The sequence below is a fragment of the Citrobacter sp. MGH106 genome (assembly GCF_001037495.1).
Lineage (GTDB): Bacteria > Pseudomonadota > Gammaproteobacteria > Enterobacterales > Enterobacteriaceae > Citrobacter > Citrobacter murliniae.
The window spans coordinates 3704810-3728131 of the sequence record NZ_KQ089822.1 but is presented as its reverse complement, the minus strand read 5'-3'; the positions used below and the strand labels follow the sequence as shown (position 1 = coordinate 3728131).

Annotated in this window: 20 protein-coding genes; 10 read left to right on the top strand and 10 right to left on the bottom strand. The window is 52.0% G+C overall.

What is annotated here, in order from left to right; all coding sequences use genetic code 11:
- Window positions 1–6 precede the first annotated feature (6 nt).
- Both caiA and caiT read right to left on the bottom strand, forming a co-directional pair.
- The gene (gene caiA, locus SK36_RS17405) at window positions 7–1149 is read right to left on the bottom strand and encodes a crotonobetainyl-CoA dehydrogenase (RefSeq protein ID WP_045439656.1); all 1143 of its coding nucleotides are present in this window, start codon (window positions 1147–1149) and stop codon (window positions 7–9) included.
- A 33-nt stretch (window positions 1150–1182) separates the two neighbouring features.
- The gene (gene caiT / locus SK36_RS17400; protein ID WP_045439665.1) at window positions 1183–2700 is read right to left on the bottom strand and encodes an L-carnitine/gamma-butyrobetaine antiporter; all 1518 of its coding nucleotides are present in this window, start codon (window positions 2698–2700) and stop codon (window positions 1183–1185) included.
- Window positions 2701–3181: 481 nt separating this feature from the next.
- Between caiT and SK36_RS17395 the strand changes: the two genes are divergently transcribed.
- The 9 genes from SK36_RS17395 to folA all read left to right on the top strand — a co-directional run bounded on the left by SK36_RS17395 (window position 3182) and on the right by folA (window position 11513).
- Window positions 3182–3952, top strand: coding sequence for an electron transfer flavoprotein FixA (locus tag SK36_RS17395; protein ID WP_045439668.1), 771 nt, complete (start codon window positions 3182–3184; stop codon window positions 3950–3952).
- A 15-nt stretch (window positions 3953–3967) separates the two neighbouring features.
- Complete coding sequence (locus SK36_RS17390) at window positions 3968–4909, top strand: electron transfer flavoprotein subunit alpha/FixB family protein (protein ID WP_048222076.1); 942 nt, start codon at window positions 3968–3970, stop codon at window positions 4907–4909.
- A gap of 47 nt (window positions 4910–4956) precedes the next feature.
- Window positions 4957–6243, top strand: a complete 1287-nt coding sequence (locus tag SK36_RS17385; protein ID WP_045439672.1) for an FAD-dependent oxidoreductase — start codon at window positions 4957–4959, stop codon at window positions 6241–6243.
- Window positions 6240–6527: a ferredoxin-like protein FixX gene (gene fixX, locus SK36_RS17380; RefSeq protein ID WP_045439675.1), complete on the top strand. Its 288-nt coding sequence runs from the start codon at window positions 6240–6242 to the stop codon at window positions 6525–6527. Before SK36_RS17385 ends, fixX begins: the two co-directional genes overlap by 4 nt.
- 150 nt (window positions 6528–6677) lie before the next feature.
- Window positions 6678–8021: an MFS transporter gene (locus SK36_RS17375; protein ID WP_045439678.1), complete on the top strand. Its 1344-nt coding sequence runs from the start codon at window positions 6678–6680 to the stop codon at window positions 8019–8021.
- A gap of 90 nt (window positions 8022–8111) precedes the next feature.
- Window positions 8112–8345 (top strand): YgdI/YgdR family lipoprotein, encoded by a 234-nt coding sequence (locus tag SK36_RS17370; RefSeq protein ID WP_005124493.1) that lies wholly within the window; start codon window positions 8112–8114, stop codon window positions 8343–8345.
- 104 nt (window positions 8346–8449) lie between these two features.
- Window positions 8450–8980: a glutathione-regulated potassium-efflux system oxidoreductase KefF gene (gene kefF / locus SK36_RS17365; RefSeq protein ID WP_045439684.1), complete on the top strand. Its 531-nt coding sequence runs from the start codon at window positions 8450–8452 to the stop codon at window positions 8978–8980.
- The gene (gene kefC, locus SK36_RS17360; protein ID WP_048222075.1) at window positions 8973–10835 is read left to right on the top strand and encodes a glutathione-regulated potassium-efflux system protein KefC; all 1863 of its coding nucleotides are present in this window, start codon (window positions 8973–8975) and stop codon (window positions 10833–10835) included. The genes kefF and kefC overlap by 8 nt, the downstream gene beginning before the upstream one ends.
- A gap of 198 nt (window positions 10836–11033) precedes the next feature.
- Window positions 11034–11513: a type 3 dihydrofolate reductase gene (gene folA / locus SK36_RS17355; RefSeq protein WP_136345316.1), complete on the top strand. Its 480-nt coding sequence runs from the start codon at window positions 11034–11036 to the stop codon at window positions 11511–11513.
- A gap of 99 nt (window positions 11514–11612) precedes the next feature.
- Here the strand turns inward: folA and apaH are convergent, their stop codons facing one another.
- From apaH to lptD, 6 genes are all read right to left on the bottom strand, one after another.
- The gene (gene apaH, locus SK36_RS17350) at window positions 11613–12461 is read right to left on the bottom strand and encodes a bis(5'-nucleosyl)-tetraphosphatase (symmetrical) ApaH (protein WP_048222074.1); all 849 of its coding nucleotides are present in this window, start codon (window positions 12459–12461) and stop codon (window positions 11613–11615) included.
- A 10-nt stretch (window positions 12462–12471) separates the two neighbouring features.
- On the bottom strand, window positions 12472–12849 hold the full coding sequence (gene apaG / locus SK36_RS17345) for a Co2+/Mg2+ efflux protein ApaG (RefSeq protein ID WP_045439694.1): 378 nt from the start codon (window positions 12847–12849) through the stop codon (window positions 12472–12474).
- 2 nt (window positions 12850–12851) lie between these two features.
- Complete coding sequence (gene rsmA, locus SK36_RS17340; protein WP_045439696.1) at window positions 12852–13673, bottom strand: 16S rRNA (adenine(1518)-N(6)/adenine(1519)-N(6))-dimethyltransferase RsmA; 822 nt, start codon at window positions 13671–13673, stop codon at window positions 12852–12854.
- Entirely contained in the window at window positions 13666–14658 is a 993-nt protein-coding gene (pdxA, locus tag SK36_RS17335; protein ID WP_048222073.1) for a 4-hydroxythreonine-4-phosphate dehydrogenase PdxA, read from the bottom strand. Before pdxA ends, rsmA begins: the two co-directional genes overlap by 8 nt.
- On the bottom strand, window positions 14658–15944 hold the full coding sequence (gene surA, locus SK36_RS17330; protein WP_045439701.1) for a peptidylprolyl isomerase SurA: 1287 nt from the start codon (window positions 15942–15944) through the stop codon (window positions 14658–14660). The genes pdxA and surA overlap by 1 nt, the downstream gene beginning before the upstream one ends.
- A 179-nt stretch (window positions 15945–16123) precedes the next feature.
- Entirely contained in the window at window positions 16124–18484 is a 2361-nt protein-coding gene (gene lptD / locus SK36_RS17325) for an LPS assembly protein LptD (RefSeq protein WP_045439703.1), read from the bottom strand.
- Window positions 18485–18739: 255 nt separating this feature from the next.
- Here lptD and djlA point away from each other — a divergent pair, with 255 nt between their 5' ends.
- Window positions 18740–19552, top strand: a complete 813-nt coding sequence (gene djlA, locus SK36_RS17320; protein ID WP_045439706.1) for a co-chaperone DjlA — start codon at window positions 18740–18742, stop codon at window positions 19550–19552.
- 96 nt (window positions 19553–19648) lie between these two features.
- Here djlA and rluA read toward each other — a convergent pair whose 3' ends face one another.
- Together rluA and rapA are read right to left on the bottom strand one after the other, a co-directional pair.
- Window positions 19649–20308, bottom strand: coding sequence for a bifunctional tRNA pseudouridine(32) synthase/23S rRNA pseudouridine(746) synthase RluA (rluA, locus tag SK36_RS17315; RefSeq protein ID WP_048222072.1), 660 nt, complete (start codon window positions 20306–20308; stop codon window positions 19649–19651).
- A gap of 11 nt (window positions 20309–20319) precedes the next feature.
- On the bottom strand, window positions 20320–23226 hold the full coding sequence (gene rapA / locus SK36_RS17310) for an RNA polymerase-associated protein RapA (protein ID WP_045439712.1): 2907 nt from the start codon (window positions 23224–23226) through the stop codon (window positions 20320–20322).
- Window positions 23227–23322 lie beyond the last annotated feature (96 nt).

Here is a 23322-nt window from a genome sequence, read left to right as displayed (position 1 = left end):
GCCGACTTAACGGTATTGTTTCAATACCGAACGGCCCAATGTCAGGATCTGCATTTCATCAGAGCCCCCGGACACGCGGTCAACGCGCAGGTCACGCCAGAAACGTGTGATGCGATGGTTGCCCGCGATACCGACACCACCCAGCACTTGCATGGAGGTATCTACCACTTCAAATGCGGCATTGGCGCAGAAGTATTTGCACATTGCTGCATCACCAGAGGTGATGGTACCGTTATCCGCTTTCCACGCGGCTTCCAGCAGCATGTTTTTCATCGAGTTAAGTTTGATCGCCATGTGCGCAAACTTCTCCTGAATCAGCTGGAAGCGTCCAATAGCTTCGCCAAACTGCACACGTTGATTCGCGTAGCGTGCCGCATCTTCAAACGCACACATTGCTGTACCGTAGTTAGTCAGTGCGACGAGGAAACGCTCGTGGTCAAACTCTTCTTTTACGCGGTTGAAACCATTACCTTCCCGACCGAACATGTCTTTTTCGTCCAGCTCTACGTCATCAAAGGTGATTTCACAGCAGCTATCCATACGCAGGCCGAGCTTCTCCAGCTTGTTGACCTTGATACCCGCTTTGCTCATGTCAACAAACCACTCGGTATAAACAGGTTTATCCGGCGATGCTCCATCTCTTGCCATTACCACGATGTACGGGGTATAGGCGCTACTGGTGATGAAGCACTTACTGCCATTAAGATAAACCTTACCATTTTTGCGTGTATAAGTGGTTTTCAGACTGCCAACATCCGATCCTGCTCCCGGTTCTGTAATCGCGGAGTTCCACATCTGCTTACCGGTGCCCTGGAACGCCATGATTTTATCAATTTGCTCCTGGGTTCCTTCACGCAGGAAAGTGTTAAAACCACCTGGCAATTGGTACAGCACGTAGGTTGGAGCGCCAAGACGACCCAGTTCCATCCAGACAGCGGCAACGGTGACGAATCCCGCTTCCAGACCGCCGTGTTCTTCCGGGATCAAAAGGCTGTCGATGCCCATATCCGCCAGTGCTTTCACAAAACGCTCTGGGTAGACGCTATCGCGATCGCACTCGGCAAAATAAGCTTCCCAGTTCTCACTGGCCATCAGTTCACGAATACCAGCGACAAACAGCTCCTGCTCGTCATTCAAATTGAAATCCATCTTCAAGCCTCTTCAGTAATGGGTTAATTAAACTTATTTATCTTTCCAGTGCACTTTGGCGTCTTTAATAAAGGACAGCGTTACCATGATGTTGACGAAGAACAGCGGGCACCCACCGGCGATAATCGCAGTCTGTATGGGCTTCAATCCTCCCAGTGCCAACAGAACGATACCGATGACACCTACCAATACTGACCAGCCGATACGTACCAACAGCGGAGGTTCTTCACCATCGCGAACTTCACGGCAGGTGGACATCGCCAGGGTATATGAGCAGGCGTTGATGAGTGTGACGGTGGCGATAAAGCAGAGGATAAAGAATCCCCACATGGTGGCTGTGCTGAACGGCAATGCGGCCCAGGTTTCGATAATGGCGCGCGCCACTCCGTGCTGTTCAATCAGTTGTGGGATGTTGAGGATGTTTTTATCCATCAACAGCAGAGTGTTACTGCCAAGCACGGTCCACAGGATCCAGGTAGAGGCGGTCAAGCCCAACACCATCCCGAAGCACAGTTCACGCACGGTACGGCCGCGAGAGATACGGGCAAGGAAAATACTCATCTGGATGGCGTAAATGACCCACCATGCCCAGTAGAAGACGGTCCAGCCCTGTGGGAAGCCGCCTTTGCCGATGGCATCGGTATAGAACAGCATGCGCGGCAAGTACATCAGCAGCATACCGACAGAATCGGTGAAGTAGTTCATGATGAAGCTGGCACCGCTGACGATAAACACCCAGCCCAACATCAGAAAACTCAGGTAGCTACGCACATCGCTGGCGATTTTGACCCCTTTTTGCAGGCCACAAGCCACGCAAATTGCGTTCAAAATGATCCAGCAGGTAATGATGATTGCGTCTAATTGCAGCGTGTGCGGAATACCAAACAACCACTGCATACACTCGGTAACCAGCGGTGTCGCCAGCCCAAGACTGGTGCCCATTGCGAAGATCAGCGCGACCAGATAGAAGTTATCTACGATAGTGCCGAATAACCCTTTCGCGTGTTTTTCACCGACCAGGGGAACCAGCGTGGAGCTGGGACGGATAACATCCATCTTGCGTACAAAGAAGAAGTAGGCGAATGCCACTGAGAGGAAGCTATAGGTTGCCCACGGCAGAGGCCCCCAGTGGAACAAGCTGTAGGCCAGACCAATCTCTTTCGCCGGTGTCGATCCTGGCGTTAGCGCGAACGGCGGCGTGGAGATGTAGTAATAGATCTCTATCGAACCCCAGAACAGCACGGCGGCTGAGGTGCAGGAGGCAAACATCATAAAAATCCAGCTGGCTGTGCTGAACTCAGGTTTTTCGTCGCCTAATTTCTTTTTAGCATAGGGACCAAAGACCAACCAGAACCAGCCGAATAGCATAACGACCATATACCATTCAAATGCCCAACCCCAGACATTGGTGACGTAACTGAACACCGCATTAATAACAACATTAGCGGCATCAAGATCTCTTACTGTTAGCCAACAAAGTATTCCGACAATTATTAACGGCGGAAAGAAAACCTTTGGTTCAATTCCCGATTTTTTCTTTTCATTTTTCATAAGTGAATTCCAGTTTGAAAACGAAATTTATTTAGCGTTCCCTTTTTTGCTGTTTTGTATATTTATTATTAATAATTTGTTGATAACTATTTAACCTCTGGGGCGCCTCAGTGAGTAACTCATAATGGGTATTCATTACGGGGCATTCTGTTAACTGTGTCACACTTTTATTTCTGGTGTGTTTTGCTTTGTTTTTACTTTATTTTTATTGAAAATCATGTGCTTATGTCTGTTCTTTGGGTGTTTTTAGCGAACTGCCTTTCAATATTGGTGATCCAGAAAACAATATTGAAAGTTTTCATATTTGTTTGCATCTTTTCAATATTGGTGAGGCACGTAACACTATTGAAAGTTGCAAATATCAATGTGTGACATTTTCAATATTGGTGATTAAGGTTTTATTTCCGAATTAAAGAGCGTGATATCTGTATTTAACACTGCCGATATGAATAACGTTTCCTTCATGATTTCTGGAGATGCAATGAAGATAATTACTTGCTACAAATGCGTGCCTGATGAACAGGATATTTTGATTAATAATGCTGATGGTTCACTGGATTTCAGTAAAGCGGATGGCAAAATCAGTCAGTACGATCTGAATGCGATAGAAGCGGCCTGTCAGTTAAAACAGCAACTGGGAGAAGCCCAGGTCGTCGCCTTGAGCGTAGGTGGTAAAGCGCTGACAAATGCAAAAGGCCGCAAAGATGTGCTCTCGCGCGGGCCTGATGAACTGATTGTCGTAATTGACGATCGGTTTGAGCAGGCGCTGCCGCAGCATACGGCGACCGCACTGGCTGCTGCCGCGCAAAAATCCGGTTTTGATTTGATCGTCTGCGGCGACGGATCTTCCGATCTTTATGCCCAGCAGGTTGGTCTGCTGGTGGGGGAAGCGCTGAATATTCCAGCGATTAACGGCGTGAGCAAGATCCTCTCTCTGGCTGATAACACCCTCATTGTTGAACGTGAGCTGGAAGATGAAATTGAAACCCTGAGCATTCCGCTCCCGGCAGTTATTGCGGTCTCAACAGATATCAACACGCCACAAATCCCTTCCATGAAAGCCATCCTCGGCGCAGCGAAAAAACCGGTTCAGGTCTGGTCGCCAGCGGACATTGAGCTCAATGCCGTGGAGGCGTATTCCGTACAACAGGTTGCAGCACCGAAGCAACGTGAGCGTCAGCGCGTTGTGATTGAAGGTGACGGTGAAGAACAGATTGCTGCGTTTGTCGAGAGTCTTCGCAAAATCATTTAATTATCAGGGGATGTTATGAACAAGTTTTCCAGTATCTGGGTATTCAGCGATACCCCTTCTCGTCTGCCGGAACTGATGAATGGTGCGCAGACTTTAGGTGAAAAAATCAACACGTTTGTGCTCAACGAAGCTGATAGTGCAGCGGCGTTCCAGCTTGGTGCGGATCATGTCTGGCTGCTCAGCGGTAAGCCAGATGATCGTATGGTGGAAGATTATGCCGGCGTGATGGCTGAGACTATTCGCCAGCACAGTGAAGGTGGTGCGGTGCTGTTGCCGAATACACGTCGCGGTAAGCTGCTGGCGGCGAAACTGGGTTTTCGTTTGTCTGCGGCGGTCTCTAACGATGCCAGTGCGGTGGCATTGCAGGACGGTAAGGCTGCGGTTAAACATATGGTCTACGGTGGACTGGCTATGGGCGCTGAAACGATCGCTTCGCCGTTTGCCGTGATGACGCTTAGCAGTGGGACATTTGACGCCCAACAACCCGATGCCTCCCGCAGTGGCGAGATGCATACCGTACAGTGGCAGGCTCCGACCACTGCCGTCACCCGTACCGCAACGCAGGCTCGTAAGAGCAATAGCGTTGATCTCGACAAAGCACGCCTGGTGGTCAGCGTGGGACGCGGTATTGGCAGCAAGGAGAATATTTCTCTGGCCGAAGCGCTGTGCCAGACCATTGGTGCTGAGTTGGCGTGCTCCCGTCCGGTAGCGGAAAATGAGAAGTGGATGGAGCATGAACGCTACGTCGGTATCTCCAACCTGATGCTCAAACCTGAACTGTATCTGGCCGTGGGGATTTCAGGACAGATCCAACATATGGTCGGTGCTAACGGTGCCCAGACTATTTTCGCCATCAACAAAGACAAAAATGCCCCGATCTTCCAGTACGCGGATTATGGCATCGTTGGCGATGCGCTGAAGATCCTGCCTGCATTAACGGCTGCATTAGCGCGCTAAACCATTTCGGCAGGGCGCTATATGCCCTGCCGCTGACAGGAGTTTTTATGTCTGAAGATATCTTTGATGCCATCATCGTGGGTGCAGGGCTGGCCGGTTCGGTTGCGGCGCTGGTGCTTGCCCGTGAGGGGGCTCAGGTGTTGGTTATCGAGCGTGGTAATTCTGCTGGCGCGAAGAATGTCACCGGTGGGCGCATCTACGCGCATAGCCTGGAGCGTATCATCCCCGGTTTTGCTGAACAGGCTCCCATTGAACGCATGATCACCCACGAAAAACTCGCCTTTATGACCGAACAAGGGGCGATGACGATGGATTATTGCAACGGTGAAGAAGCCGCGGCATCGCAGGTTTCTTACTCGGTATTGCGCAGTAAATTTGACGCCTGGTTGATGGAGCAAGCTGAAGAAGCAGGGGCCCAGCTTATCACCGGTATTCGCGTGGATAACGTTGTTCAGCGTGATGGCAAAGTCGTGGGTGTGGAAGCCGATGGCGATATTCTTGAAGCAAAAGTTGTGATCCTCGCTGATGGGGTGAATTCTCTGCTGGCAGAAAAGCTGGGAATGGCAAAGCGCGTTGAAGCCGCTCATGTTGCCGTTGGCGTGAAGGAGCTCATTGAATTACCGAAGTCGGTAATTGAAGATCGCTTTCATCTGCAAGGGAATCAGGGGGCAGCCTGTCTGTTTGCCGGTTCACCGACCGATGGTCTGATGGGCGGTGGCTTCCTTTATACAAATGAAACAACCCTTTCTCTGGGGCTGGTGTGCGGTCTTCATCACCTGAAAGACGCTAAAAAATCGGTCCCACAAATGCTGGAAGATTTCAAACAGCACCCGGCTGTTGCTCCACTAATAGCGGGTGGCAAGCTGGTGGAGTATGCCGCCCACGTTGTACCGGAAGCAGGAATGAATATGCAGCCTGAGCTGGTTGGCGATGGTGTGTTGATAGCCGGTGATGCCGCAGGCATGTGCATGAACCTTGGCTTCACCATTCGCGGCATGGATCTAGCCGTGTCGGCAGGAGAGGCGGCTGCTAAGACGGTGCTCTCCGCCATGAAGCGCGATGATTTTAGCAAACAGGCGCTTACCGAATATCACCAGCATCTGGACGATGGCCCGATGCGCGACATGCGCATGTACCAGCGCTTGCCTGCATTCCTTGATAATCCACGCATGTTTACAGCTTATCCAGAGATGGCGGTTGGTATCGCCCGTGACCTGTTCACCGTTGATGGTTCGGCCCCTGTTCCTATGCGTAAAAAAATGCTGCGTCATGCGAAGAAAGTGGGCTTCATCAACCTGCTGAAGGATGGCCTTAAAGGAGTGACCGTATTATGACTTCTCCTGTCAACGTGGACGTCAAGCTGGGCGTCAATAAATTCAATGTGGATGAAGAAATCCCGCATATCATTCTGAAAACTGAGCCCGATCAACAGGTGCTGGACGTGTTAATTAAAGCCTGTCCGGCAGGACTGTATAAAAAACAGGACGATGGCAGTGTGCGTTTTGATTACGCCGGATGTCTGGAATGCGGTACATGTCGGATTCTTGGGCTTGATACGGCGCTGGAAAAATGGGAATACCCACGCGGGACGTTTGGCGTGGAGTTTCGCTACGGCTAATAAGTACAGGTTTGTGCACCCGTAGGCCGGATAAGACGCCTCTGTGTCGACATCCGGCAATAATAACGTGACGCCAGTGCCGGATAGCGGCGTATATGCCTCCTCCGGCCTGGATATAACGCTTTGCCCGTGTTGAAACAGGAAGTCGCTATGCAGCAGCCCAGGAACTTTGATGACATCAAATTTACCTCCATTCACCGCCGGATAATGCTGTGGGGAAGCGGTGGGCCGTTTCTGGATGGTTATGTGCTGGTGATGATAGGCGTTGCGCTGGAGCAGCTCACACCAGCATTGAAACTGGATGCCGAATGGATTGGCCTGCTGGGAGCCGGGACGCTGGCCGGGCTGTTCGTTGGTACATCACTGTTTGGTTATATCTCCGATAAGGTCGGACGGCGCAAAATGTTCATCATCGATATTATCGCCATTGGCGTGATATCGGCGGCGACAATGTTCGTCACATCTCCTGTTGAGCTGCTGGTAATGCGCGTGCTGATCGGTGTTGTTATTGGGGCAGATTATCCCATTGCGACCTCCATGATCACCGAGTTTTCCAATACCCGCCAGCGTGCTTTCTCCATCGGTTTTATTGCCGCTATGTGGTATGTCGGCGCCACCTGTGCCGATCTGGTCGGCTACTGGCTGTATGATGTTGAGGGGGGATGGCGCTGGATGCTGGGCAGCGCGGTGATCCCTTGCATTTTGATCCTGATTGGTCGCTTTGATCTGCCTGAATCACCACGCTGGCTGCTGCGTAAAGGCCGGGTAAAAGAGTGTGAGGAGATGATGATAAAGTTGTTCGGCGAACCGGTGGTGTTCGACGAAGAAGCGCCGCAGGAAACTCGTTTTCTCCAGTTGTTTAACCGTCGCCACTTCCCGTTTGTCTTGTTTGTTGCCGCAATCTGGACCTGCCAGGTGATCCCGATGTTTGCCATTTACACCTTTGGTCCACAGATTGTCGGGCTGCTGGGCCTCGGTGTCGGGAAAAGCGCCGCGCTGGGGAATGTGGTGATCAGCTTATGCTTTATGCTGGGATGTATTCCGCCGATGTTCTGGCTGAACAGTGCAGGTCGTCGACCGCTATTGATTGGCAGCTTCGTGATGATGACACTGGCGCTGGCTGTGCTGGGGCTGGTCCCGGATATGGGGGCATGGCTGGTGGTACTGGCATTTGCCGTGTATGCGTTTTTCTCGGGTGGGCCAGGGAATCTCCAGTGGCTATATCCCAATGAACTGTTCCCTACCGATATCCGTGCGTCAGCCGTCGGCGTGATTATGTCATTGAGTCGCATCGGGACCATTATTTCAACCTGGGCGCTCCCTGTGTTTATCACTAAATATGGGATCAATTCTGTGATGTTAATGGGAGCAGGGATTTCGCTAATAGGACTACTTATTTCCATTGCTTTTGCACCGGAAACGCGAGGGTTGACGCTCGCTCAGACGAGTCAAATGACGATTCGCACCAAGTCCGTATCCCGGGCCAGTTATTAGGAGTGTTCTGTATTTTCCCTGTTACTCAGTCAGTTAGCCTACAGTTAACGGGTATATCACTGAAAATGACTGAAAAGCAGGGAGAACACCATGCAAAAACATATTCTGATCACCTCTATTTTTACCGCAGCTGCTCTGTTTACCGTCGCCGGTTGTTCCTCTAACCAAGCGGTCAAAACCACTGATGGTAAAACGATCGTCACCGATGGCAAACCGCAGGTAGATGATGATACCGGCCTGGTATCGTATAAAAACGCGGAAACTGGCAAAACGGAACAAATCAACCGTGACCAGGTTAAAGACATGAGCGAACTTGACAACTAGTTCAGTTTTCTCCATTCAGCTACTCAATAATATTGACTTTTAGCCTGCTGATTAAGTGACTAAACTCACTGTTATTACAATAATGCAGTGATAGCAGGCTAATCATGATTCTCATCATTTACGCACATCCCTATCCGCAGCACTCGCATGCGAATAAGCGGATGCTTGAACAGGCAAGGACGCTGGAAGGCGTTGAAATTCGCTCGCTCTACCAACTCTATCCCGACTTCAATATCGATATCGCTGCTGAACAGGATGCACTGGCTCGCGCGAGCCTTATTATCTGGCAGCATCCTATGCAATGGTACAGCACACCCCCTTTACTCAAACTGTGGATGGATAAAGTTCTCTCCCACGGTTGGGCATATGGTCATGGGGGGACCGCGCTGCATGGTAAACATCTGCTGTGGGCGGTGACGACTGGTGGTGGGGAAAACCACTTTGAGATCGGTTCCCATCCGGGGTTTGACGTGCTCTCTCAGCCTTTGCAGGCGACAGCGATATATTGTGGTCTCAAGTGGCTCCCACCGTTTGCTATGCACTGCACGTTTATCTGTGATGACGAAACGCTACAGGCGCAGGCCCGTCATTACAAACAACGTTTGCTGGAATGGCAGGAGGCACACCATGGATAGCCATACACTAATACAGGCGCTGATTTATCTCGGCTCGGCGGCGTTGATTGTACCGATTGCCGTCCGACTGGGTTTAGGCTCTGTGCTGGGCTATCTCATTGCCGGATGTATCATTGGTCCGTGGGGGCTACGACTGGTCACAGACGCAGAGTCTATACTGCATTTTGCTGAAATCGGCGTAGTTCTGATGCTGTTTGTTATCGGTCTGGAGCTGGATCCGCAGCGTCTGTGGAAACTGCGTGCATCGGTTTTCGGCGGCGGCGCACTGCAAATGGTGGTCTGTGGTGGATTGATCGGCGTGTTCTGTATGTTCCTCGGCCTGCGCTGGCAGGTGGCGGAACTGATTGGTATGACGCTGGCGCTCTCCTCCACGGCCATCGCCATGCAGGCAATGAATGAACGCAACCTGATGGTTTCACAAATGGGGCGCAGTGCATTTGCCGTGCTGTTGTTCCAGGATATTGCCGCTATCCCGCTGGTAGCGATGATTCCACTACTGGCTGCGAGTGGTGCGTCGACGACGCTGGGAGCTTTCGCTCTGTCTGCGCTGAAAGTGGCTGGTGCGCTGGTCCTGGTGGTTCTGTTGGGGCGCTATGTCACCCGTCCGGCATTACGTTTTGTGGCGCGTTCTGGCCTGCGGGAAGTCTTTAGTGCCGTCGCACTGTTTCTCGTATTTGGCTTCGGCTTACTGCTAGAAGAGGTCGGACTGTCGATGGCAATGGGGGCGTTTCTGGCGGGCGTATTACTGGCGAGTTCTGAGTACCGCCACGCGCTGGAAAGCGATATCGAGCCGTTTAAAGGGCTGCTGTTGGGACTCTTTTTCATCGGCGTCGGCATGTCTATCGACTTTGGGACGCTGATTGATAATCCACTGCGTATTGTCACTCTGCTGGTGGGGTTCCTGGCGATTAAAACCATTATGTTGTGGATTATTGCGAAACCGCTGCGGGTGCCGAATAAGCAGCGTCGCTGGTTTGCCGTATTATTAGGACAGGGGAGTGAGTTTGCCTTCGTGGTGTTTGGCGCAGCGCAAATGGCAAATGTGCTCGATCCCGACTGGGCGAAAGCGTTGACGCTGGTGGTAGCACTCTCAATGGCGGCCACGCCGATTTTACTGGTTGTCCTGACGCGGCTTGAGAAATCGGCTACCGATGAAGAACGTGAGGCGGATGAAATTGACGAGGAACAACCCCGGGTGATTATCGCCGGATTTGGGCGATTCGGTCAGATAACCGGTCGTTTGCTGCTGTCGAGTGGAGTGAAGATGGTCGTGCTCGATCACGATCCGGACCACATTGAAACGCTGCGCAAATTTGGTATGAAGGTTTTTTATGGCGATGCGACCCGTATGGATCTGCTGGAGTCAGCTGGCGCAGCTAAAGCTGAGGTAATTATTAATGCTATCGACGATCCCGAAACCAGCCTGCAGTTGACCGAAATGGTGAAAACCCATTTCCCTCATCTGCAAATTATTGCTCGTGCGCGCGATGTTGATCATTACATCCGCTTGCGTCAGGCGGGAGTAGAGATGCCTGAACGTGAAACTTTTGAAGGTGCACTGAAAACCGGGCGCCTGGCACTGGAAGGTCTTGGGCTTGGGCGTTATGAAGCCCGTGAACGGGCCGATGTGTTTCGTCGCTTCAATACGTTGATGGTTGAAGAGATGGTGAAGGGGGAAAACGATGCGGTTTCCCGTGCGGCTGTCTATAAACGCACCAGTGCAATGCTGAGTGAAATTATTGCTGAGGATCGTCAGCATCTATCTTTAATTCAACGCCATGGCTGGCAAGGCACGGATGAAGGTAAACATACGGGCGACGTCGCCGATGAGCCGGAAGTGAAACCGTCAGCATAAGGTACAAAATGTGATGTTCTGCAAACTTTACTGCTAACTGACTGTTTTTGAACTACTGTAATGCTGGCGTACCACCTTAAATAGGTCGGTTCGCCAGCAGAACGAAAAATTTTCCTGCTCATCCTCTTTCCGCCAGTCGACGAAAGATTGCGCTTTCCGTATAGTGGCGACAATTTTTTTGTATCCGGGAAATATTCAATGATCAGTCTGATTGCGGCGTTAGCGGTAGATCGCGTCATCGGTATGGAAAACGCCATGCCGTGGAACCTACCTGCCGATCTCGCCTGGTTTAAACGTAATACCTTAAACAAGCCAGTTGTCATGGGACGCCATACCTGGGAATCCATCGGGCGACCGTTGCCAGGGCGTAAAAATATCGTCATTAGTAGCCAGCCAGGCACCGACGATCGCGTGCAGTGGGTGAAGTCTGTCGATGAGGCAATTGCTGCCTGTGGCGATGAACCTGAAATTATGGTGATTGGCGGTGGGCGTGTGTATGAGCAGTTTCTGCCGAAAGCGCAGAAATTGTATCTGACGCATATTGACGCTGAAGTAGAAGGGGATACGCATTTCCCGGACTACGAGCCGGATGACTGGGAATCTGTTTTCAGCGAATTCCATGATGCCGACGCGCAAAACTCTCACAGCTATTGCTTCGAGATTCTGGAACGTCGTTAATACACTATGTAGGCCTGATAAGCGAAGCGCCATCAGGCAATAGATGGCGTGAATGCCGGATAGCGGCGTAAATGCCTTATCCGGCCTACAGAATGCTCATCAGCCGTTTACAACTTCGCCCGGATCCAGATCTACATGGCGATTTGACGGCTGTACAAAGTATTGTTTGTCTTCCCAGCGCAGACAGGTGAGATCTCCCCCCCAGCAGCAACCAGTATCCAGCGCGTAAATACCTTCCGGAGTGCCTTTGCCCTCCAGCGATGCCCAGTGCCCGAATGCAATGCTATACGCTTCACTGACCGGGCCGGGGATGGCAAACCAGGGCTTCAGCGGAGCTGGGGCATCTTCCGGCGACTCTTTGCTGTACATATCCAGTTGACCGTTGGGGAAACAGTAACGCATACGGGTAAAGGCGTTGGTAATAAAACGTAATCGTGCCAGCCCCGTCAGCTCCTGCGTCCAGTTATTCGGCATGTCGCCATACATGGCATCAAGGAAGAATGGATAGGAGTCGCTCGACAGTACCGCTTCGACATCACGGGCACACTCCTTTGCGGTCTGCAGATCCCACTGTGGCGTAATACCTGCATGCGCCATCACCAGCTTCTTCTCTTCATCAACCTGCAACAGCGGTTGGCGACGTAACCAGTTAAGCAGCGCGTCGGCATCCGGTGCTTCGAGTAACGACGTGAGTCTGTCTTTAGGTTTATTGCGACTAATACCTGCAAATACGGCCAGCAGATGTAAATCATGATTACCTAATACCAACCGTACGCTGTCGCCAAGTGATTTGACATAGCGCAGCACGTCCAGCGAGCCAGGACCACGGGCGACCAAATCGCCGGTAAGCCATAAGGTATCTTTCCCAGGGGCAAAGTCTACTTGATGCAGCAATGCGATCAGTTCGTCGTAACAACCGTGAACGTCGCCAATGAGGTATGTCGCCATAGCTATTGTTTTAGTGAATGAGTGTTGGAACGGCGAGTCGGAATACGGGAATATCGATGGTAAAGGCGACGCCCTGCTCATCAATCATTTCGTAATGACCCTGCATGGTGCCCAGCGGCGTTTCAATAACCGCGCCGCTGGTGTACTGGTATTCTTCACCAGGTTCAATGTGGGGCTGAACGCCAACCACACCTTCGCCCTGAACTTCGGTTTCGCGGCCATGACCATTGGTAATCAACCAATAACGCCCCAACAGCTGCACTGGTGCTCGCCCCAAATTGCGGATGGTCACGGTATAGGCAAAAACGTAACGTTCATCATCAGGTGAGGATTGAGCCTCAATATAGACGCTTTGTACCTGAATACACACTCGGGGCGAATTGATCATGCTTAACTCTCCTTCGATGGCGCGTTTTCTGACAGATAGTTAGCCATCCGGCAGTATTGCGCGACAGAGATATTTTCTGCTCGCATCGCCGGATCAACCCCCAGCTCTGTCAATACTTCAACGCTGAACAGATTACCGAGGCTGTTACGTACCGTTTTGCGGCGCTGATTAAACGCTTCGGTCGTAATACGGCTCAGGACGCGAACATCTTTAACCGGGTATGGCATCGTGGCGTGAGGAACCAGACGCACTACCGCGGAATCTACTTTAGGTGCCGGTGTGAAGGCCGATGGCGGCACTTCGAGTACCGGGATAACCTGGCAGTAATATTGTGCCATGACGCTTAATCGACCATACGCTTTACTGTTTGGCCCTGCAACCAGACGATTGACCACCTCTTTTTGTAACATGAAATGCATGTCGGCAATGGCATCAGTATAGGTAAAAAGATGGAACATTAGCGGCGTGGAGATGTTGTAAGGCAGGTTGCCAAACACGCGCAGCGGCTGACCCATTGTCTGCGACAGTTCACCGAAGTTCATGGTCATGGCGTCTTGCTGATAGATGGTCAGCTTCGGCCCTAAAAACGGGTGCGTTTGCAGACGGGCTGCCAGATCGCGGTCCAGTTCAATGACGGTTAGCTTGTCCAGACGTTCACCTACCGGCTCGGTCAGTGCAGCAAGGCCCGGGCCGATTTCGACCATGGCCTGACCCTTTTGTGGGTTGATAGCAGAGACAATACTTTCGATCACAAACTGATCGTTGAGGAAGTTTTGCCCGAAACGTTTACGGGCTAAATGGCCCTGATGGACTCGATTATTCATTGGTATTAACAATCATTTTGATGGCGAGATTAAGCGCCGTAATAAAACTGCCGACATCGGCTTGCCCACGACCCGCAAGTTCAAGTGCGGTGCCGTGATCAACGGATGTGCGAATAAATGGCAGGCCCAGTGTGATATTCACACCGCGACCAAATCCCTGGTATTTTAGCACGGGGAGGCCTTGATCGTGGTACATTGCCAGCACGGCATCCGCGCTATTGAGATATTTGGGCTGAAACAGGGTGTCTGCGGGCAGTGGACCGTTTAACTTCATCCCCTGTGCGCGCATTTCATCGAGAACCGGAATGATTGTATCTATCTCTTCCGTACCCATATGACCGCCTTCACCCGCATGTGGATTAAGTCCACATACCAGAATATGTGGATCAGGGATACCAAACTTCGTGCGTAAATCATGATGCAGAATACCGATCACTTCCCGTAGTAACGCAGGCGTAATGGCATCGGCAACGTCCCTGAGCGGCAGATGCGTGGTCGCCAGAGCAACGCGCAGCTCCTCAGTTGCCAGCATCATCACCACTTTTTTCGCCTGTGAGCGCTCTTCAAAAAATTCGGTATGACCGGTGAACGGCACGCCAGCATCATTAATCACGCCCTTGTGTACGGGGCCTGTGATCAGAGCTGAAAATTCACCTTGCAGGCAACCGTCGCACGCACGAGCCAGCGTATCCACCACATACTGCCCATTTTCCACTACCAACTGACCCGGTACGGCAGGTGCGCGTAGCGCAATCGGGAGCAACGTCAATGTGCCCGCAGATTGTGGTCTGGCTGGTATATCTTGATTGTAGGGGAGGAGCGAGAGTGGTAAACCGAGCATCGCTGCCCGGTTAGAAAGGAGCGCGGCATCTGCACAGACGACGAGCTCTACCGGCCATTCACGCTGCGCAAGCTGAACGACCAGATCCGGACCAATCCCGGCGGGTTCGCCGGGAGTGATAATAACGCGTTGAGTACGGGTCATTAGTTGCTCAGAATTTTAACGTACGCGCTGGCGCGCTGTTCCTGCATCCAGGTCGCTGCTTCTTCCGAGAATTTACGGTTCATCAGCATGCGATAAGCACGGTCTTTCTGCGCCGCGTCAGTTTTATCAACGTTACGCGTGTCCAGCAGTTCGATCAGGTGCCAGCCAAAAGAGGAATGCACCGGTGCACTCATCTGGCCTTTGTTCAGTCGGGTCAGCGCATCGCGGAAGGCTGGATCGAAAATGTCTGCTGCAGCCCAACCCAGATCGCCGCCCTGGTTTGCCGATCCAGGATCCTGAGAGAACTCTTTTGCTGCTGCTGCAAAGGTCGTTTTACCGCTCTTAATATCCGCTGCGATTTGTTCCAGCTTCAGACGTGCCTGCTGATCGGTCATGATCGGCGATGGCTTCAGCAGAATATGGCGGGCGTGAACTTCAGTCACGGAGATGCTCTGACTCTGGCCACGCATATCATTAACTTTCAGAATGTGGAAGCCGACACCAGAACGAATCGGGCCGATAATGTCGCCTTTTTTCGCGGTGCTTAACGCCTGAGCAAAGATGCCTGGCAGTTCCTGAATACGACCCCAGCCCATCTGACCGCCTTTCAGCGCCTGCTGATCGGCAGAATAAGTGATGGCCAGCTTGCCGAAATCACTACCGTTACGCGCTTCGTCAACAACAGAGCGCGCCTGGCTTTCAGCTTCGTTAACCTGATCTGAGGTTGGGTTTTCCGGTAAAGGAATAAGAATGTGGCTCAGATTGAGTTCAGTGCTGGCATCATTTTGGTTGCCAACCTGCTGCGCCAGGGCATCAACTTCCTGCGGCAGGATCGTGACACGGCGGCGTACTTCATTGTTGCGCACCTCAGAGATAGTCATCTCTTTACGGATCTGGCTGCGATAGGTCGAATAGCTTAAGCCATCCTGAGCCAGACGGCTGCGCATTTGGTCCAGCGTCATGTTGTTCTGTTTGGCGATGTTAGCGATAGCCTGATCCAACTGCTCATCAGAGATTTTCACCCCCATCTTCTGACCCATCTGCAGAATAATTTGATCCATGATCAAACGTTCCAGGATCTGATGACGAAGCGTTGCATCGTCCGGAAGCTGCTGGCCAGCCTGACCTGCATTGAGTTTTACGGACTGCATTAAGCCATCGACGTCGCTTTCCAGAACGACGCCGTTATTGACGACGGCTGCGACTTTATCGACTACCTGTGGGGCAGCGAAACTGGTATTCGCGATCATGGCGATACCGAGAAGCAGCGTTTTCCAGTTCTTCATACTTTTTCCATTATTAATTAACCGCAATGCGGATTACGTAGTATACCCTTCGTCTTTCAAGCCGCATTTTTGTTGGCCGCCTTCACTCACCCCAGTCACTTACTGATGTAAGCTCTTGGGGATTCTCTCAGTTGCCGCCTCAATGCAGCTCGAAATCCATTGGGTATAAATCAGTCAGATCATAAAGCGCTTTGGTACGGCAATATGTTCGAACGCAACATTTGATTGGTGCCAAGGCCATAGTTAGAGCTCAGACCGCGCAGTTCGATATTAAAGCCGATCGTATTGTCATAAACTGCGTGTTGTTGGGTGTTATCCCAACCGTTCAGCTTACGTTCGTAGCCGAAGCGGATGGCGTAGCAGCAGGAGTTGTACTGCAAGCCCAGCATTGAGTCCGCTTCTTTGTTCACATTGGTATCAAAGTAGTAAGCACCGACAATCGACCAACGGTCGGCAATCGGGAAGCTTGCCACTGCGCCCACCTGCGAAATCCCGTTTTTATACTGCTCCGCTGTAGAGTAGTACGATGGCAGCGTAGCCTGAATATACTCAGAGCTGGCATAACGGTAATTCAACTGCAGCATGCGGTTTTCGTCACGACGATATTCGATGCTGCTGCTACTGGTGGCGACGCTGTCCAGACGGGTGTCGTACTGGATACCGCTGCGTAAACCCCAGCGATCGGAGATACGCCAGTAGGTATCGCCTGCCCATACCAGTGAGCCGGTTTTGTCGTCATTCTCCCATTTAATGTTGTCATCGCCGGTGCGAGACTCCGTGAAATAGTAGATTTGACCCACGGAAATATTAAAACGTTCAACGGCCGCGTCATCATATACGCGAGATGTGACACCGGTAGTGACCTGGTTGGCGGAAGCAATACGGTCCAGACCGCCATAAGTGCGGTCACGGAACAGGCCGCTATAGTCAGATTGCAGCAGTGAGGAGTCATAGTTATAGATATGACTTTGGTCACGATACGGTACGTACAGGTACTGCGCGCGCGGCTCCAGCGTCTGGGTATAACCCGGTGCCAGCATTGCCATGTCACGCTCAAATACCATTTTGCCGTCAACTTTAAACTGCGGCATCACGCGGTTGGCCGATTCGTCCAGCTTGTTTACGTTGCCCGGATTATTATTGTACGTATCCAGATTCGTTTGCTGATAATGCGTTGCCAATAGCTTCGCTTCAGTGTTGATGCTTCCCCACTGATTGGATAACGGCAGATTGATAGTTGGCTCAAGGTGAACTCGTGTGGCTTCCGGCATATTGTCATTGGTATTGACGAAATGCACCGCCTGACCATAAATGCGGGTATCGAACGGACCCACATCATTCTGATAGTAGTTGACGTCTAACTGCGGTTGCGCAGAGTAACTGTTGCTGTTTTGGGCGTCGAAGACCTGGAACTGCTTGGTCGATATCGTGGCATCAAAGTTCTGTACCGCGTAGCCAACGCTGAATTTTTGCGTGGCATAGCCGTCGGTACTGGAGCCGTATTTATTATCGAAATCATTAAAGTAGCTGGTATCGCTGACTTTGGTATAGTCGACGTTGAAACGCCACACCTGGTCCATTACCCCAGCATGTTGCCAGTAGAACAGCCAGCGGCGCGAATTGTCATCCTTCGGATGTTCATCATCGTAAACTTTGTCGGAATTCAGATAGTCAAATTCCATCAGGCCCGCACCCGCCTGAGTGAGGTAACGGAATTCGTTCTCCCACATAATACCGCCACGACGGTGCATATAATGCGGCGTGATGGTGGCGTCCATATTGGGCGCGATATTCCAGTAATACGGAAGGTAGAACTCAAAATAGTTATTGGTGGAGTATTTTGCGTTCGGGATCAGGAAGCCAGAACGTCGCTTATCTCCAACGGGAAGCTGTAAATAAGGGCTGTAAAAGACCGGAACCGGGCCCAGCTTGAAGCGAGCGTTCCAGATTTCTGCCACCTGTTCTTCGCGGTCGTGGATCACTTCGCTACCGACAACGCTCCAGGTATTAGATCCCGGCAAACAGGAGGTAAAGCTACCGTTCTCCAGAATGGTATAGCGGTTTTCACCACGCTGTTTCATCAGGTCCGCTTTCCCGCGCCCCTGACGGCCAACCATCTGATAGTCACCTTCCCAGATGTTGGTATCTTTTGTATTCAGGTTAGACCAACCCTTCGGTCCCTTCAGAATGACCTGGTTGTCATCATAGTGGACGTTACCCAGAGCATCGACGGTGCGAACCGGCTCCGGCAGACCCTCGGCCTGTTTCTGATGAAGCTGTACTTCATCGGCCTGCAGGCGGCTATTACCCTGGGCGATATCCACGTTGCCGGTAAACACGGCGTCATCCGGGTAATTCCCTTTCGCGTGATCGGCATTGATGGTAACGGGTAACTCGTTTGTCTCGCCCTGCACCAGAGGACGGTTATAGCTTGGCACGCCCAACATGCACTGTGAGGCGAGATCGGCTGCCAGACCCTGCTGACTATAGAGGGCGCTGGCAATCATGGTGGCCAGAAGAGTGGGAATACGTTTTTTCATACGTTGTATTTATTGTTCCATCATCAGTAGCGTCGCGCGTGACAAACGGTCACAGCCTAACTTATCTCATCTTCACTGCGCTAGTATTAATCCTGCCCATTTAGGCATCCGTGGTGTTAGGCACGGCATTGAATGACAGGTATGATAATGCAAATTATAGGCGATGTCCCACAATTGACCGCAGCCGTAAAACGGTAAAAGCACCTTATATTGTGGGACATAGCCTGGCTGACAGCATAAAGATTTGGGGAGTCTATGCAGTATTGGGGAAAGATTATTGGTGTAGCCGTGGCCTTAATGATGGGCGGCGGCTTCTGGGGCGTGGTTTTGGGCCTGTTAGTTGGCCATATGTTCGACAAAGCTCGCATGCGCAAAATGGCATGGTTTGCGAATCAACGTGAACGTCAGGCACTGTTTTTTGCCACCACTTTTGAGGTGATGGGACATCTGACCAAATCCAAAGGACGCGTCACGGAAGCAGATATCCATATTGCCAGCCAACTGATGGATCGGATGAATTTGCACGGTGACTCACGTACCGCCGCTCAGCATGCCTTCCGGGTGGGAAAATCAGATAATTACCCATTACGTGAAAAGATGCGCCAGTTTCGTAGCGTCTGTTTTGGCCGTTTCGATCTGATCCGCATGTTTCTGGAGATTCAGATCCAGGCCGCGTTTGCCGATGGGTCATTGCATCCTAACGAACGCGAAGTGCTGTACGTAATTGCAGAAGAACTGGGGATCTCGCGTACGCAATTTGATCAGTTCCTGCGCATGATGCAGGGGGGCGCGCAGTTTGGTGGAGGATATCAGCAGCAGTCTGGTGGCGGCTGGCAGCAGGCGCAACGAGGACCTACGCTGGAAGATGCCTGTAACGTGCTTGGCGTTAAAGCAACCGATGATGCGACGACCATTAAGCGAGCCTATCGCAAACTGATGAGTGAGCACCATCCTGATAAACTGGTTGCGAAAGGGTTGCCGCCGGAGATGATGGAAATGGCGAAACAGAAAGCGCAGGAAATCCAAAAAGCTTACGAGTTGATTAAGGATCAAAAAGGGTTCAAGTGATTGCTTTGTCGGATGGCGGCTGGCGCCTTATCCGGCCTACGTTATGAATGTAGGCCGGATAAGCGAAGCGCCTCCGGCATAAATTGGCTTTGAGATTTAAAAATCTGCCGGGACTTTAAACGTCATACTGTTGCCGTAGGCGGGGTGGGTGATGGTTAGCATCTCCGCATGCAGTAGCAAGCGTGGTGCCATCGCCAGGGCTTCCGGCGGGGCATAGAAGCGATCGCCCAGAATCGGATGCCCTAACGCCTGCATATGTACGCGAAGCTGATGGGAACGCCCGGTAATAGGTTTGAGCACCACCCGGGCGGTATTATCCGCAGCAAACTCCACGACTTCATACTCGGTCTGCGCGGATTTGCCGGTTTCATAACACACTTTCTGCTTTGGTCGGTTCGGCCAGTCACAAATCAGTGGTAAATCAACCAGTCCCTCGGCAGGTGAGGGATGTCCCCAGACGCGCGCGACATATTGCTTCTTCGGTTCGCGCTCGCGAAACTGACGTTTTAGCTCGCGCTCTGCCGCTTTGGTCAGCGCCACTACAATCACACCGCTGGTTGCCATATCCAGACGATGTACGGATTCAGCCTGTGGATAGTCGCGCTGAACACGTGTCATCACGCTGTCTTTGTGCTCTTCAAGACGACCCGGCACGGACAACAAACCGCTCGGTTTGTTGACCACCATAATGTGTTCATCCTGATACAGGATAACCAACCAGGGTTCCTGCGGCGGATTGTAGTTTTCCATCCCCATGTATGGCTCCGTTACTGGTGCGTCACGACGATCAGGCGCAAGGCATCCAGGCGCCAGCCCGCCTGATCCAGGCTATCCATCACCTGTTGACGGTTGCTTTCGATTGCAGCAAGTTCGTCATCACGGATGTTTGGGTTAACAGCGCGTAGTGCTTCCAGGCGCGACAGCTCCGCAGTCAGCTTCTCGTCCGCTTCTTTGCGCGCGGCGTCGATCAATGCCCGGGCAGACTTCTCAACCTGTGCTTCGCCCAACTGCAAAATCGCGTGGACATCCTGTTGCACGGCGTTGACCAGTTTGCTTCCGGTGTGGCGGTTAACGGCACTGAGCTGACGGTTAAAGGTTTCAAACTCAACCTGCGCGGCGAGGTTATTACCATTTTTATCCAGCAACATGCGTACCGGTGTTGGCGGCAGGAAGCGGTTTAACTGTAGCTGTTTCGGCGCTTGCGCTTCAACGACGTAGATCAGTTCAACAAGCAGTGTGCCTACTGGTAATGCTTTGTTCTTCAAAAGGGAAATGGTGCTGCTACCGGTGTCTCCGGAAAGGATCAGATCCAGACCGTTGCGGATCAGCGGGTGTTCCCAGGTAATAAATTGGGCATCTTCACGCGACAGCGCCACATCACGCTCAAACGTAATGGTACAGCCATCTTCCGGCAGTCCCGGAAAGTCAGGAACCAGCATATGGTCGGATGGCGTCAGGACAATTAAGTTATCACCACGGTCATCCTGATTAATACCGACGATATCAAACAGGTTCATGGCGAACGCGATCAGGCTGGTGTCATCGTCCTGCTCTTCAATACTTTCGGTCAGCGCCAGTGCTTTTTCGCCGCCATTGGAGTGAATTTCCAGCAGACGGTCACGCCCTTGCTCCAGTTGCGCTTTCAGTGCGTCGTGCTGTTCGCGGCAGGTTTTGATCAGGTCATCAAATCCCTCGTTGTTTTCCGGTTCTGCCAGATAACCAATCAGATTATTGTAGACAGTATCATAGATGGTACGTCCGGTCGGGCAGGTGTGTTCGAACGCATCCAGACCTTCGTGGTACCAGCGCACCAGCACAGACTGCGCGGTTTTTTCCAGGAAGGGGACGTGGATCTGAATATCATGCGCCTGACCAATACGGTCCAGACGGCCGATACGCTGTTCCAGCAGATCCGGGTTAAACGGCAGATCAAACATCACCAGATTGCTGGCAAACTGGAAGTTACGGCCTTCAGAGCCGATTTCAGAGCACAGCATCACCTGTGCGCCGCTGTCTTCTTCGCTAAACCAGGCGGCGGCACGGTCACGTTCAATGATCGACATACCTTCATGGAACACGGCGGCGCGAATGCCTTCGCGCTCACGCAGCACCTGTTCCAACTGCAACGCGGTGGTCGCTTTCGCACAGATAACCAGCACTTTCTGCGAGCGATGGCTGGTCAGGTAGCCCATCAGCCACTCAACGCGCGGATCAAAATTCCACCAGGTACCGGTATCGCCTTCGAATTCCTGGTAAATCTGTTCCGGGTAGAGCATGTCGCGTGCGCGATCTTCCGCGCTCTTGCGCGCACCCATAATGCCGGAGACTTTAATTGCGGTCTGGTATTGGGTTGGCAGCGGCAGCTTGATGGTATGCAGCTCGCGTTTCGGGAAGCCTTTCACGCCGTTACGAGTGTTACGGAACAGTACGCGGCTGGTGCCATGTCTGTCCATCAGCATCGAAACCAGCTCCTGACGTGCACTCTGGGCGTCGTCACTATCGCTGTTCGCAGCTTGCAACAATGGCTCAATGTCCTGCTCGCCAATCATCTCACCCAGCATGTTTAGCTCATCGTTGCTCAGCTTCTTGCCTGCCAGCAGCATAGCGACGGCATCGGCAACCGGACGGTAATTTTTTTGCTCTTCAACGAACTGCTCGAAATCGTGGAAACGACTTGGATCCAACAGGCGCAAACGTGCAAAGTGGCTTTCCATGCCCAGCTGTTCCGGCGTTGCGGTCAGCAGCAGGATCCCCGGTACGCGCTCAGCCAGCTGTTCAATCGCCATATATTCACGGCTTGGCGCATCTTCGCTCCACACCAGGTGATGAGCTTCATCGACCACCAGCAGATCCCACTCGGCGTCGCACAGATGTTCCAGACGTTGCTTATTGCGACGGGCAAAGTCCAGCGAGCAGATGATCAGTTGTTCGGTTTCAAACGGGTTGTAGGCGTCATGCTGCGCTTCGGCATAGCGCTCATCATCAAACAGCGCAAAGCGCAGGTTGAAACGGCGCAACATTTCGACCAGCCACTGATGCTGTAACGTCTCAGGGACGATGATCAGCACACGCTCTGCGGCGCCAGACAGCAACTGTTGATGCAGGATCATCCCGGCTTCAATTGTTTTTCCTAAGCCAACTTCGTCTGCCAGCAGAACACGGGGGGCATGGCGACGACCGACATCATGGGCAATATTGAGCTGATGAGGGATCAGGCTGGTGCGTTGACCGCGCAAACCACTCCACGGCATACGGTACTGCTCGCTCTGAAATTTACGCGCACGGTAGCGCAGAGCAAAGCGGTCCATACGGTCGATTTGACCAGCAAACAGGCGATCCTGCGGTTTACTGAATACCAGTTTGCTGTCGAGTAGTACTTCACGCAGCATCACACCGGTTTCTTCGGTATCAAGGCGGGTCCCGATATAAGCAAGCAGGCCGTTTTCTTCTTTTACTTCATCGACATGCAGCTGCCAACCTTCATGGCTTGTTATCGTATCGCCAGGATTGAACATCACCCGGGTCACGGGGGAATCACTGCGCGAGTACAGACGGTTTTCACCCGTTGATGAGAAAAGTAATGTGACGGTTCGCGCATCCATGGCGACAACAGTACCAAGTCCCAATTCGCTTTCTGTATCGCTGATCCAGCGTTGACCAAGTGTAAAAGGCATATGTGTTCGGCTCTATATCTTTAATTGCAGGCAATACTCGTCATTATTCGGGCACCCCGAGTTTTTGAGAGCATACGACACCGCTACCAGGCTAAT

Bases quoted from the DNA above. Each gene is read 5' to 3' on its own strand.
- pdxA (WP_048222073.1), bottom strand. From the start codon at position 14,658: ATGACCCGTACTCAACGCGTTATTATCACTCCCGGCGAACCCGCCGGG.
- SK36_RS17375 (WP_045439678.1), top strand. From the start codon at position 6,678: ATGCAGCAGCCCAGGAACTTTGATGACATCAAATTTACCTCCATTCAC.
- kefF (WP_045439684.1), top strand. From the start codon at position 8,450: ATGATTCTCATCATTTACGCACATCCCTATCCGCAGCACTCGCATGCG.
- apaG (WP_045439694.1), bottom strand. From the start codon at position 12,849: ATGATCAATTCGCCCCGAGTGTGTATTCAGGTACAAAGCGTCTATATT.
- djlA (WP_045439706.1), top strand. From the start codon at position 18,740: ATGCAGTATTGGGGAAAGATTATTGGTGTAGCCGTGGCCTTAATGATG.
- surA (WP_045439701.1), bottom strand. From the start codon at position 15,944: ATGAAGAACTGGAAAACGCTGCTTCTCGGTATCGCCATGATCGCGAAT.
- SK36_RS17390 (WP_048222076.1), top strand. From the start codon at position 3,968: ATGAACAAGTTTTCCAGTATCTGGGTATTCAGCGATACCCCTTCTCGT.
- rapA (WP_045439712.1), bottom strand. From the start codon at position 23,226: ATGCCTTTTACACTTGGTCAACGCTGGATCAGCGATACAGAAAGCGAA.
- SK36_RS17395 (WP_045439668.1), top strand. From the start codon at position 3,182: ATGAAGATAATTACTTGCTACAAATGCGTGCCTGATGAACAGGATATT.
- folA (WP_136345316.1), top strand. From the start codon at position 11,034: ATGATCAGTCTGATTGCGGCGTTAGCGGTAGATCGCGTCATCGGTATG.
- lptD (WP_045439703.1), bottom strand. From the start codon at position 18,484: ATGAAAAAACGTATTCCCACTCTTCTGGCCACCATGATTGCCAGCGCC.
- SK36_RS17370 (WP_005124493.1), top strand. From the start codon at position 8,112: ATGCAAAAACATATTCTGATCACCTCTATTTTTACCGCAGCTGCTCTG.
- caiA (WP_045439656.1), bottom strand. From the start codon at position 1,149: ATGGATTTCAATTTGAATGACGAGCAGGAGCTGTTTGTCGCTGGTATT.
- rsmA (WP_045439696.1), bottom strand. From the start codon at position 13,673: ATGAATAATCGAGTCCATCAGGGCCATTTAGCCCGTAAACGTTTCGGG.
- fixX (WP_045439675.1), top strand. From the start codon at position 6,240: ATGACTTCTCCTGTCAACGTGGACGTCAAGCTGGGCGTCAATAAATTC.
- kefC (WP_048222075.1), top strand. From the start codon at position 8,973: ATGGATAGCCATACACTAATACAGGCGCTGATTTATCTCGGCTCGGCG.
- SK36_RS17385 (WP_045439672.1), top strand. From the start codon at position 4,957: ATGTCTGAAGATATCTTTGATGCCATCATCGTGGGTGCAGGGCTGGCC.
- rluA (WP_048222072.1), bottom strand. From the start codon at position 20,308: ATGGGGATGGAAAACTACAATCCGCCGCAGGAACCCTGGTTGGTTATC.
- apaH (WP_048222074.1), bottom strand. From the start codon at position 12,461: ATGGCGACATACCTCATTGGCGACGTTCACGGTTGTTACGACGAACTG.
- caiT (WP_045439665.1), bottom strand. From the start codon at position 2,700: ATGAAAAATGAAAAGAAAAAATCGGGAATTGAACCAAAGGTTTTCTTT.